This window comes from Yoonia sp., assembly GCF_014859355.1.
Taxonomy (GTDB): domain Bacteria; phylum Pseudomonadota; class Alphaproteobacteria; order Rhodobacterales; family Rhodobacteraceae; genus Yoonia.
The window spans coordinates 1-11,721 of record NZ_JACUUJ010000057.1 but is presented as its reverse complement, the minus strand read 5'-3'; the positions used below and the strand labels follow the sequence as shown (position 1 = coordinate 11,721).

At 58.4% G+C, this 11,721-nt stretch carries 9 protein-coding genes and 1 pseudogene; 9 read left to right on the top strand and 1 reads right to left on the bottom strand.

The window, feature by feature from the left end; genetic code table 11:
* Nucleotides 1–51: 51 nt before the first annotated feature.
* A pseudogene (locus tag IBX59_RS14005) lies at nt 52–843 on the bottom strand (ISL3 family transposase); the annotation flags it as partial.
* 374 nt (nt 844–1,217) lie between these two features.
* Here IBX59_RS14005 and IBX59_RS14000 point away from each other — a divergent pair.
* The 9 genes from IBX59_RS14000 to IBX59_RS13960 all read left to right on the top strand — a co-directional run.
* Nucleotides 1,218–2,789: an acyl CoA:acetate/3-ketoacid CoA transferase gene (locus IBX59_RS14000; protein WP_296376638.1), complete on the top strand. Its 1,572-nt coding sequence runs from the start codon at nt 1,218–1,220 to the stop codon at nt 2,787–2,789.
* A complete protein-coding gene (locus IBX59_RS13995; RefSeq protein ID WP_296376636.1) occupies nt 2,786–3,553 on the top strand; it encodes an enoyl-CoA hydratase/isomerase family protein in 768 nt (255 codons plus the stop codon). The genes IBX59_RS14000 and IBX59_RS13995 overlap by 4 nt, the downstream gene beginning before the upstream one ends.
* 3 nt (nt 3,554–3,556) lie before the next feature.
* Nucleotides 3,557–5,077 carry an aldehyde dehydrogenase family protein gene (locus tag IBX59_RS13990; RefSeq protein WP_296376634.1) on the top strand — a complete coding sequence of 507 codons (1,521 nt, stop codon included), beginning with the start codon at nt 3,557–3,559 and terminating at the stop codon, nt 5,075–5,077.
* 51 nt (nt 5,078–5,128) lie between these two features.
* Nucleotides 5,129–6,379: an ABC transporter substrate-binding protein gene (locus tag IBX59_RS13985; protein WP_296376632.1), complete on the top strand. Its 1,251-nt coding sequence runs from the start codon at nt 5,129–5,131 to the stop codon at nt 6,377–6,379.
* 66 nt (nt 6,380–6,445) lie between these two features.
* Nucleotides 6,446–7,339, top strand: coding sequence for a carbohydrate ABC transporter permease (locus IBX59_RS13980; RefSeq protein WP_296376630.1), 894 nt, complete (start codon nt 6,446–6,448; stop codon nt 7,337–7,339).
* Nucleotides 7,339–8,220 (top strand): carbohydrate ABC transporter permease, encoded by an 882-nt coding sequence (locus IBX59_RS13975; protein WP_296376628.1) that lies wholly within the window; start codon nt 7,339–7,341, stop codon nt 8,218–8,220. Before IBX59_RS13980 ends, IBX59_RS13975 begins: the two co-directional genes overlap by 1 nt.
* 185 nt (nt 8,221–8,405) lie before the next feature.
* On the top strand, nt 8,406–9,575 hold the full coding sequence (locus tag IBX59_RS13970; RefSeq protein WP_296376626.1) for an ABC transporter substrate-binding protein: 1,170 nt from the start codon (nt 8,406–8,408) through the stop codon (nt 9,573–9,575).
* A gap of 57 nt (nt 9,576–9,632) precedes the next feature.
* A complete protein-coding gene (locus tag IBX59_RS13965) occupies nt 9,633–10,745 on the top strand; it encodes an ABC transporter ATP-binding protein (protein WP_296376624.1) in 1,113 nt (370 codons plus the stop codon).
* Nucleotides 10,745–11,721: GMC family oxidoreductase (locus IBX59_RS13960; protein WP_296376622.1), on the top strand; the 977-nt coding region annotated here is incomplete at its 3' end. The genes IBX59_RS13965 and IBX59_RS13960, both read left to right, overlap by 1 nt.

Below are 11,721 nucleotides of genomic sequence, written 5' to 3'. Positions count from 1 at the left end.
GATAAACAATCTCGCAGCCCATCAGCCAGACGGCCCTCGGCGGATGTTTACTTTGCGAAGCTCATGGATGGATTTGAAGATTTCCTTGCGTGATTGTCGATGCGCGAGCCGCGATCGCAGCAGATGACTTGGTGTGCTGATGTTGTCGGCATCGGACAAAAGCGCACGGCCATGCATATTCATCTGTTCTTCAATGGCTTGGCGCAGATTTTGGAAAAGATGGAATCGGTCGGCTACTTGCAGAGCCTGCGGCACGCCTTGGCTTGCGGCCTTCGCATAAAGGCCGAAGCGATCCCGGCTGACGACTTCGATCTCAGGATGCTGCCGCAGCCAATCCGCGCAGCTTTCAACGCTGCGATCCGCGAGGATATCAATCACCGCGCGCCGTTCGAGATCGACAATAACTGTCCCATAACTCTGGGATTTCTTCCAACTCCAATCGTCAATGCCGACAATTTTGGGTGAGGCCGCAGCGTCTTCCACCTGACATTTAAGCTGGCGCAGCACCGTGTCATCGCTGCCGCCGATGCTCAAACGGTGCAAAAGCCGTTCGGCTGGGCGCCCGCCCGTGGCATGACCAAGGTGGCGCACAATCGCACTGAGACGGGCGGTTCGGCGCCTGAAAGGTTTTGCAATTCCAGGGGTTTGATCGGAAAAGGTTCGGCGCACGCATTTGGCCGAAATACAGCGCCAGCGGCAAACCCTTAGCGCCAAGGACACCCGGACACCATCAGCTGGGAAGTCTTGTAAATGGCGTCGTCGCCACCCGTGACGTCGGCTTGATTGAATGCCGCAGTCGGGGCAAATTCCCCGTGCCGCGAGGGTCCCCGATACAATCACCATTCCGGATTGGCTCCGCTCAATCCTATGGACCACAACATTGGGCCCAGGCGACCAGTGCTTCTTTGAAACCATGACAGCGCCTCCTGAAGTCTCATGCTTCAGAATATAGGCGCCACACAAAGTGAGGCAGACTCCAATGAAGGGCTACGCGACAGAACCGGTTCGGATCGACGAGAACACAGGCTGCCGGTGTACTTTTTTGCCGACACTGATGGACGGCTGATCCAGTGGTACGAGGTTCCAAAGGCTTATTTTCTTGGCCGGTCACGTATCTGGGCAGAGAGCGCAGATTTTTCTTGCCAAAATTAGAACGTTCCAGTAATTTTTTATGGAACGTTCCAAAAGGCCCCTGAGGGGCGGTGACCGGGGGGAAGATGACCAAGACCGTTTCTGCCGATAGTGCGGTGGCCCATATTCATGACGGGGCGATTGTGTCTGTTTCTTCGTCATCCACTTTGGGATGCCCCGATGCCGTTCTTAGTGCGATCGGCGATCGGTTTGAGAGAGAGGGGCATCCGCAGAATATCACGTCCCTTCATCCGATCGCAGCGGGCGATGTCTATGGTGTGAAGGGCATAGATCATATTGCCAAGGATGGGCTTTTGTCGCGTGTTCTGGCTGGATCATATCCGTCCGGGCCGTCTAGCGTCAAAATGCCCGAAATCTGGAAGATGATCGTCGAGGATCGTGTCGCGGCCTATAATGTTCCGTCCGGCATCATGTTCGACATGCATCGTGAGGCCGCCGCGCATCGCCCCGGTGTGTTGACCAAGGTCGGGCTGGAGACCTTTGTGGATCCCATCCGCCAAGGTTGCGCCATGAACGAGCGCGGGGCGGCAGCGCCCATCGTTTCGCGCACCGAATTTGCAGGTGAGACATGGCTGCATTTTCCCAACGTGGTGCCCAACGTGGCGATCATCCGTGCGACCACGGCGGACGAGCGTGGCAACCTGACATATGAACATGAAGGCGCTTATCTGGGCGGTCTTGAGCAGGCGATTTGCGTGCGCAATAACGGCGGCATTGTCATCGCGCAGGTCAAGCGCGTCACGGCCAACGGCAGTTTGCGCCCCCATGATGTGCGCGTGCCGGGGCATCTGGTCGATTTTGTGGTCGTTGACCCCGACCAGAAGCAGACAACCCAAACCGATTATGATCCTGCGATTTCAGGCGCAATCATGCGCCCGTGGAGCAGCTTTTCTTTGGCCGAGCACGGCATCGAAAAGGTTATCGCACGCCGTGCGGCACAGGAATTGCGCGCCGGGATGACGGCCAATCTGGGCTTCGGGATCAGCGCGATGGTGCCCCGCGTCCTTCTCGAAGAAGGCCTGCCCGATGCCGTGACATGGGCGATTGAACAGGGCGCTGTTGGTGGCGTTCCGCTGACGGGTTTTGCCTTTGGCTGCGCATCAAACGCAGATGCCTTTGTGCCATCCCCGCAGCAATTCATCTACTTTCAGGGGGGTGGGTTCGACATGTCGTTCCTGTCGTTCATGGAGGTCGATGTTCAGGGCAACGTCAACGTCTCCAAGCTGGGCAAGAAGCCCTACCTGACGGCGGGGTGCGGCGGGTTCGTCGATATTACGGCGCGGGCGAAAAACATCGTCTTTTCGGGCTGGTTTGAAGCGGGTGCGCAGATCAACCTGACCGAGGATGGCATCGACATCACCGCGCCGGGCAAGTTCACCAAGATGGTGGATGAAGTGGAACATGTGACCTTCTCGGGGCGGCGCGCACGCGAGCAGGGGCAGAACGTCATCTACGTGACAGAGCGCTGTGTCATACGTTCGACCGACACGGGCCTTGTGGCGACCGAGATCATGCCGGGCGTAGATCCGCAGGCCCATATTGTCGGTCCGTCTGAGGGCCGCGTGCAGGTGGCCGAAAACGCCACACTGATGTCGACAGCGCTGATGGCTGATAGGCCAATGGGGCTGACCCTATGAGCGAGGTCTTCTGCACACATTCCAACGGCATGGCGGTGCTGACGCTGCGCAACGAAGCCAAGCTGAACGCGCTGACAACGGGTATGCTGCGCGCCCTGAACGGTTTTCTGGACGAGATCGAAAGCGAGGCCGAGACGCGCGCGGTGATATTGACCGGCGCTGGGGACAAAGCGTTCTGCTGTGGGGCCGACATCGCCGAATGGGGGCCGCTTCGTCCAGCAGAGTTTGCACGCCATTGGGTGCGCAGCGGCCACCGCGTTTTCGACCGGCTGGCGCGGTTTTCCAAGCCAACAATCGGGGCCATCAACGGCCACGCGTTCGGCGGCGGGCTGGAACTGGCAGCCTGTTGCGATGTGCGCGTGATGACCCCGCGCGCCACGCTGGCCTTGCCCGAAGCAAAAGTCGGGATTGTGCCCGGATGGTCCGGCACCCAGCGTTTGACGCGCCTGTTGCCCGAACCTGTGGTCAAGGAAATGGCGCTATTTGGACGCCGGATCGGGGCCGAGCGTGCATGCGCCCTTGGCTTTGCAGCCGAGGTCGCCGATGATGCGCTTTCCGCGGCGCATGAGATGGCGGCTTTGCTGGGCGATCTTTCTCCGCAGGCCAACGAATTGGCCAAGGCCATGATCCACGGCGCTGTGGGCGAAGACCGCAACACAGCAATCGAAACACTGGGCAGTGCGGCTGCCGCCGCAAGTGCCGATCGTGCTGAGGGCGTTGCCGCCTTTCTTGAAAAACGTTCCCCCAAATTCGACGGAAGCTGACCCATGAACGATCTTACGATCAAAACAGCCATTGATTACGAGTTGCCCGAAACGGTCCGCAACCGGCACATGATTGCCGGGGAGTGGCTGGGCAGCGCGGACACTTTTGAGCGCCGCTCGCCCTCCCACGATGTGGTGGTCAGCGTGTCCGCGCAAGGTGACGCGGCCATGACGGAGCGCGCTATCAAAGCCGCGCGCGCGGCCTTTGACACCGGGGTCTGGAGCCGGATTTCCGGCAAGGAACGTGCTGCTGTGCTGCTTAAAGTGGCGGACCTGATCGAAAAGAACGTTGACCGTATTGCGGTGTTTGAAACCCTCGAGAGCGGCAAGCCGATTTCGCAGTCGCGCGGCGAAATCGGCGGCGCAGCCGACCTGTGGCGCTATGCGGCGTCCCTGGCGCGCACCAGCCACGGGGACAGCCACAACACGCTGGGCGAAGATATGCTCGGTGTCGTTCTGAAAGAACCGATTGGCGTCGTGTCGATCATCACGCCGTGGAACTTTCCGTTCTGGATTCTGTCGCAAAAGCTGCCCTTCGCTTTGGCGGCGGGCTGCACTGTGGTCGTCAAACCGTCCGAGATAACCCCCACATCGACCGTGATGATGGGCGAATTGCTGATCGAGGCGGGCTTGCCAGCGGGCGTGTGCAACATCGTGCTGGGTCACGGGCAGCCGGTGGGCAGCCTGATGTCAACCCACGCGGATGTGGATATGGTCACGTTCACCGGATCGACAGCCGTGGGCAAACTGATCACGCAGGCAGCGTCAGGGACGCTCAAGAAAGTCGCGCTGGAACTGGGGGGCAAAAACCCGCAGGTGATCTGCCCCGATGCTGATCTGGACAGCGCCGCGGATGCGGTCACCTTCGGGGTCTATTTCAACGCCGGCCAATGCTGCAATTCATCCAGCCGGATCATTGTGCACGAAGATATCGCAGAGGATTTTGTGAAACGGGTCGTCGCCCTGTCGCGCAAAGTGAAATTTGGCGACCCGCTTGATCCTGATACACAGGTCGGGGCCATCGTGACCGCAGAGCACAACGCAAAGATTGACAGATGTGTGAAGGCCGCTGTTGCGGATGGCGCGACGCTGGATCTAGGCGGCGGCACTATGGCTGTCGCGGGCTTGGGCGAACAATTCTACCAGCCAACGGTTATCAGCGGCGTGTCACCCAAGATGGCCATCGCGCGTGAAGAGGTTTTCGGCCCTGTCTTGGTCGTGCTGACCTACCGCACATTTGATGAGGCCATCGCGCTGGTTAATGACAGCGATTACGGTCTGTCGGCGGGGATCTGGAGCGAGAACATGCACACCTGCATGGACTTTGCCCGCCGAGCACAGGCCGGAACGATTTGGACAAACACCTGGATGGATGGCTTTCCCGAACTCGCGTTCGGGGGCGTCAAGCAATCCGGTCAGGGACGGGAGATCGGCCGCTACGGCTTCGAGGAATTCCTTGAGGTGAAATCACTGGTGTTGCGCATTGGGCGTAGTCGGGCACCTTGGGTTCAACAAGACGCCTAGAAAAGGCGTTGGACGACCAGACGCAATAGGGAGGATACCATGCGTTCAAATATGAAAACCAAAACGGCAATTGCAATTGCGCTGTCCGTCATGGCGGGCACTGCGTCTGCTGACGGACACAGCAGTGTGGAGGTTCTGCACTGGTGGACGTCCGGCGGCGAAGCTGCGGCGCTCAACGTGCTGAAGGAAGACCTGAACGGTCAGGGCGTTGGCTGGACCGATATGCCCGTCGCTGGTGGTGGCGGTTCTGACGCCATGACCGTATTGCGTGCACGTGTAACCGCGGGCGATCCGCCCACAGCCGTGCAGATGCTTGGCTTTGCCATTCGGGACTGGGCTGGTGAGGGTGCTTTGGCTGACCTCAACGATCTGGCCGCAGAGCAAAACTGGGACGAAGTTGTGCCGGCTGCACTTCAGGGCTACTCCAAGTTTGACGGTCAATGGGTCGCTGCACCTGTGAACGTCCACTCGACCAACTGGGTCTGGGCAAACTCTGCCATCTTGGCACAGCTGGGCCTTGAGCAGCCTGCGGATTGGGACGGATTCGTTGCCGCCATGCAGGCCGCACAGGATGCCGGCTACATTGGTTTGGCTCATGGTGGTCAGGCTTGGCAGGACGCGACGGTGTTCGATTCCATGGTGATGGGCGTTGGTGGCCCCGAGTTTTACCAGGCCGCCTTCATCGATCTGGACCCAGAGGCCCTTGGTAGCGCACAGATGGTCCAGGCGTTCCAGCGCATGGAAACTCTGCGCGGCTTTGTTGACGACAACTTCTCTGGCCGTGACTGGAACCTTGCCTCTGCAATGGTTGCCAACGGAGAGGCGCTGTTTCAGATCATGGGCGACTGGGCGAAGGGTGAATTCATCAATGCCGGCCAGACGGCTGGTGAAGAATTCCAGTGTTTTCGCGTGCCGGGCACCGAAGGCACCGTGACCTTTAACTCTGACCAGTTTGCGATGTTCAAGGTCACGGACGAAACAGCAAGGGGCGCGCAGATGACCATGGCATCTTCTGTCATGAGCCCTGAGTTCCAGGTCGCCTTCAACACGGTTAAAGGCTCTGTTCCTGCGCGCACCGATATTTCTGACGCAGCGTTCGATGCCTGCGGTCAGCTGGGTATGGCGCAATTGGCTGAAGCCGCCGCCAGTGGTGGTCTGTTCGGATCCATGGCCCACGGGCACGCCAACAACCCCTCCGTTCAGAATGCGATGTATGACGTGATTACAGCGCATTTCAACGGCGAGTTTGACGCGGAAACTGCAGCAGCAGAACTGGTCACAGCGGTCGAGCTGGCCCAGTAAAACAACGTAGGCTGGCCCGATCATCGGGCCGGCCATCTTGTCCATTTTTATGCATCGGGGGAAGTCATGGCGACCGACACATCTGTCGACCTGCGCACGCGCTTGCAAAACTGGCTGCCGAAACTGGTCCTTGCGCCCTCGTTCGCGCTCGTTTTGATATTCGTCTACGGATTTATCATCTTCACGGTTTACCTGAGTTTTACCGACAGCCGTATGTTGCCAAGCTATAATCTGGTGGGCTGGGAAAATTACTCAAAACTGTTCCGCATCCGTGAATGGGGCGTGGCGATCAAGAACCTGGCGATCTTTGCGTCGCTCTACATCTTGATCTGTACCGTCATTGGCCTTTTTTTGGCGATTTTCCTTGACCAGAAAATCCGCGGCGAAGGTGTGTTGCGGCCCATTTTCCTCTATCCGATGGCACTGTCGTTCATCGTAACAGGGACCGCATGGAAGTGGTTTCTGGATCCGGGCATCGGGATCGAAAACACGATGCATTTGTGGGGCTGGGACAGCTTTCAATTCAACTGGATCAAAGATCGGCAGATGGCGATTTATACCATCGTTATTGCCGCTGTCTGGCAAACCAGCGGGTTTGTCATGGCGATGTTTCTGGCCGGCCTGCGAGGGATTGACACCGAGATTCTCAAGGCGGCCCAGATGGACGGAGCGAGCAATTTTCAGATGTATCGCAGGATCATCATCCCGCAGCTGCGCCCCGCATTCCTGAGCGCGTTCGTAATTCTGTGCCATCTTGCGATTAAATCTTATGATCTTGTAATTGCACTGACAGGCGGGGGGCCGGGCAATGCCACGGCGGTGCCTGCAACGTTCATGTATTCCTACACGTTCACGCGAAACCAGATGGGGATCGGCGCGTCTTCGGCTGTGATCATGTTGATGACCATTGCCGCAATCATGGTGCCTTATCTTTATTCAGAACTCCGGGAGAAGAAGTGATGTCCGTAGCCTCCCAAGACAATGCCATGCGCACAGGTCGGGCCGCGCGCGTGTTCATCTATGTTTTCCTGCTGGTGTTCGCGTTGTTCTATCTGCTGCCGTTCTTCATTATGGTCGTAAACTCGGTCAAACCTCTGGGTGAGATCACAGGCGGCAACATGATCGCCCTGCCCAAAACCTGGACGATCGAGCCGTGGCTGAGTGCGTGGAGCACCGCGCAGATCGGTGTGGAGCCAACAGGCCTGCGCCCCTACTTCTGGAACTCGATCAAGATGGTCGTTCCGGCGGTGATCATTGGCACGATCATCGGGGCGCTCAACGGATACATCCTGACAAAATGGCGGTTCCGCGGGGATACGTTGATCTTCGGTCTGATGCTGTTTTCGTGCTTCATTCCGTTCCAGATCGTGCTGATCCCGATGGCCCGTATTTTGGGTATTCTCGACATTGCCGGCACGACTCCGGGCCTTGTGCTGGTGCATGTGGTCTACGGCATCGGGTTCTCGACGCTCTATTTCCGCAACTACTATGCTGCGTTCCCGACCGAACTGGTACGCGCGGCGCAGATTGACGGGGCGGGGTTCTTCCAGATTTTCTACCGCATCCTGCTGCCTTCGTCGGGCCCGATCGCCGTGGTCTGCGTAATCTGGCTGTTCACCAACATCTGGAACGACTTTCTGTTCGGCGCGTCATTCGCCAGCGGCGGGGCGGCACCGATGACGGTGGCGCTCAACAATCTGGTAAACTCGTCCACGGGTGTGCGCGAATATAACGTGCACTTCGCGGGGGCAATCATGGCGGCTTTGCCCACGCTGCTCGTTTACATCGTGGCGGGAAGATACTTTGTCCGCGGCCTCATGGCCGGATCAGTGAAAGGATAAATTTCAAAGGTGGTCGAGGATCGGGTCCAGCCAATCCTCGACCATGTCAAGATCGTCAATCGTCGGTGCTTCTGCCGATCTCAACACAGTGAGGGACATCACAAATGAATAGAATTGCCAATATCTCAGCTGGGATTCTTTTACTTTCGTCAACGGCGCTCAGCGCCCAACAAACGGTAGAAGTCATGCACTTCTGGACGTCTGGCGGCGAAGCAGCCGCTTTGGGCGTGATCAGAGACCAGGTCGAAGCGCAAGGCGTGATTTGGCAAGATGCACCTGTCGCCGGTGGCGGTGGTGAACAGGCCAAGACCGTGCTTCAGGCCCGCATTGCAGCAGGCAATCCACCGGCCGCGATGCTGATTCTGGGGCAGAATATCATAGATTGGGCCAATGAAGGCCTTCTTGGTAACGTCAACGCAGTCGCCGACGCAGAGGGCTGGGATGATGTCCTGCCGCAAGCTGTTCAGGACTTCAACAAGATCAATGGTGCCTATGTAGCGGCCCCGACCAATGTGCACCGCACCGACGTGATCTGGGCCTCCAAGGCCGCTTTTGATACGATTGGCGCTGACTATCCAACGACGTGGGAAGAGTTCAACGCACTTGCCCCGCGCTTTGTCGAGGCCGGTATCATCCCGATCGCCCACGGCGGGCAAGCATGGCAAGAAGCCTACATGTTCGAAGCTTTGGTTTTGGGCGTAGGTGGTCCCGAGTTTTACCGTGACGCATTGGTTGACTTGAACGCGGACGCGCTCACCTCTGACACGATGCAGGCGGTCTTTGCCCAACTGCGCGAAATCCGGGGCATGGTCGACGAGAACTTTTCCGGCCGCGACTGGAATCTTGCCACATCTATGGTGATCAACGGTAAAGCTGCAATGCAGATCATGGGTGACTGGGCAAAAGGTGAGTTCACGAATGCCGGCAAAGTCGCGGGCGAAGATTTCGCGTGTATCCCGGTGCCAAAAACTGATGCGGGCGGGTTTGTCTATCTGGTGAATTCGCTTAGCTTCTTTGCACAGCCCGACCCTGATCAGGCCGCAGCGCAAGGCGAACTTGCTCGCGCAATCATGGATCCGGTGGTGCAAGTGGCGTTCAATCAGGCGAAGGGGGCGATTCCAGCACGCACTGATGTTGATCTTTCGGTGATGGATAGCTGCGCACAAGCAACCGCCGCCGCGTTTGTGGCCGCTGACAATGCAGGCACGGCTGTGCCTACGTTCGCTGGGACCCACGCTGCCAATGTGAGTGTTGCCGCCGCTGCGACAGATGTGATTACCGAATTCTTCAATACGGAAATGACGCCGCAAGACGCCGTCGCGCTTCTGGCCGAAGCCGTCGAATTGGCAAGATAGAAACTGTCGGGGCGTGGGCTGCCAAGTCCGCGTCCCACCACGAAGGAGCAGAAGCAAATGGGCTTTCTAGATATCGACAACACCACCAAGGCCTATGGCGCAGTCGAAGTCCTGCACAAGGTCGATATCACCATTGAAGAGGGTGAGTTCCTTGTTCTCGTTGGTCCTTCGGGCTGCGGTAAGTCCACGCTCCTGAACATGATTGCGGGGTTGGAGGAAATCACCAGCGGCGAGATCCGCATCAAGGGCAAGGTGATGAACGGCGTGCACCCATCCAACCGCAACATCGCAATGGTGTTCCAGTCCTACGCGCTTTACCCGAACATGACTGTGGCCAAGAACATCACCTTCGGTCTTGAAATGCACGGCACGCCCAAGGCAGAGCGTGACAAAGCCATGCACGACGTCGCCGAACTGTTGCAGATCACACCACTGCTGGATCGCAAACCCGGTGCGCTTTCGGGCGGTCAGCGCCAGCGGGTCGCGATGGGGCGCGCCCTGGTGCGAAATCCCGATGTGTTCCTGTTTGACGAACCGCTGAGCAACCTTGATGCGAAGCTGCGCGTCGACATGCGCACCGAGATCAAGAAACTGCATCAAAAGCTCGGCACCACAATCGTCTACGTCACCCACGACCAGATCGAGGCGTTGACGCTCTCGACCCGCATTGCGGTGATGAACGGCGGCTATGTGCAACAGCTTGGCACGCCGCAGGAAATTTATGACACGCCGGCCAATATCTTTGTGGCGACCTTCATGGGATCTCCTGCGATGAACATTGTTCCGGCCAAGGTCGCCGATGAAAACGGGCGCCTTGTTTCGCATGTCGCGATGCACGACGGAAGCGTCACATCACTGCCTTTAAGCCAGGCCAACTTGATGGATTGGGTCGGCAAGGACATCTTGCTGGGTATCCGGCCCGAGACCATTACCGACGAAGACGGCGCGGACCGCAAGTCGAGCAATATCGCGCAAATGACCAACCGGATCGTCGTGACCGAACCCGCCGGGTCCGACACCTTTGTGACCATGACGATGGGCGGCAAAGACGTGATCGCGCGGATGCGGTCGGATGCCGATGTGCGTCCGGGGGCGGAATTCACCTTTGCGGTAAATATGGAAAAGGCGGTTGCCTTTGATCCCGAAACCAAAGAGCGAATTGCACCCTGATGCAACCGGACGTCATCATCATTGGCTCTGGTATGGGCGGAGCGACGCTTGCCGCAGCGCTCGCTCCAACGGGGCGGCGCATCCTGATCCTGGAGCGGGGGGCGCATTTGTCACCCAACGCCCATGACCGCGATGCAGAAGCGATCTTCAAACGGGGTGTCTTTCGCCCAGAAGAGACGTGGCTGGACGGTGCCGACAAACCGTTCAATCCGGGGAATTACTACAACGTTGGTGGCAATTCCAAGTTCTACGGCGCAGCGCTGATCCGCTACCGCGAGGCTGACTTTGGCGCCACGCGCCACGGCGGCGGCATCACGCCAGGCTGGCCGATCAGCTATGACACGCTCGAACCCTATTATCAGGCGGCCGAAAAGCTTTATGCTGTGCGCGGTGCGACGGGCGCCGACCCGACAGAACCTGCCCATTCGGGTGACTACGCCTATGGGCCAGTGCCGGACGAACCCGACATTGCAGACCTGCGAGCGCGTTTGACCAAAGCGGGCTTTCATCCGTCCTCGATTCCTTTGGGGCTGGATATCGACCTTTGGCTTTCTGCGGGGCAGACGACATGGGATGCCTATCCCAACACCTGCGGCGGCAAAATGGATGCGGAATCATGCGGGCTTAAGGCGGCGCTGGCCCATCCTAACGTGGAGTTGCGGACAGGTTGCCACGTCACCACTATCAAGGTGTCGGGCGACGTTGTGTCCGGGGTGGTGATCAAGACCGCGCAGGGCGTCGAAACCCTTCACGCGCCGCTTGTTGTTCTGGCGGCCGGGGCCGTGCAAAGCGCGGCACTGTTGCTGAGTTCGGCCAATGAGGACTGCGCCGCGGGGGTGGCGAACAGTTCAGATCAGGTGGGCCGCAATTTCATGAACCACAATTGCTCTGCTGTGATCGCGCTGCACCCGCTGCGTCGTAACCGTTGCGTCTATCAAAAGACGTTGATGATGAATGATTTTTACCTGGGGTCCAA

Bases quoted from the DNA above. Each gene is read 5' to 3' on its own strand.
- IBX59_RS13965 (WP_296376624.1), top strand. From the start codon at position 9,633: ATGGGCTTTCTAGATATCGACAACACCACCAAGGCCTATGGCGCAGTC.
- IBX59_RS13980 (WP_296376630.1), top strand. From the start codon at position 6,446: ATGGCGACCGACACATCTGTCGACCTGCGCACGCGCTTGCAAAACTGG.
- IBX59_RS13990 (WP_296376634.1), top strand. From the start codon at position 3,557: ATGAACGATCTTACGATCAAAACAGCCATTGATTACGAGTTGCCCGAA.
- IBX59_RS13985 (WP_296376632.1), top strand. From the start codon at position 5,129: ATGAAAACCAAAACGGCAATTGCAATTGCGCTGTCCGTCATGGCGGGC.
- IBX59_RS13995 (WP_296376636.1), top strand. From the start codon at position 2,786: ATGAGCGAGGTCTTCTGCACACATTCCAACGGCATGGCGGTGCTGACG.
- IBX59_RS13970 (WP_296376626.1), top strand. From the start codon at position 8,406: ATGCACTTCTGGACGTCTGGCGGCGAAGCAGCCGCTTTGGGCGTGATC.
- IBX59_RS13975 (WP_296376628.1), top strand. From the start codon at position 7,339: ATGTCCGTAGCCTCCCAAGACAATGCCATGCGCACAGGTCGGGCCGCG.
- IBX59_RS14000 (WP_296376638.1), top strand. From the start codon at position 1,218: ATGACCAAGACCGTTTCTGCCGATAGTGCGGTGGCCCATATTCATGAC.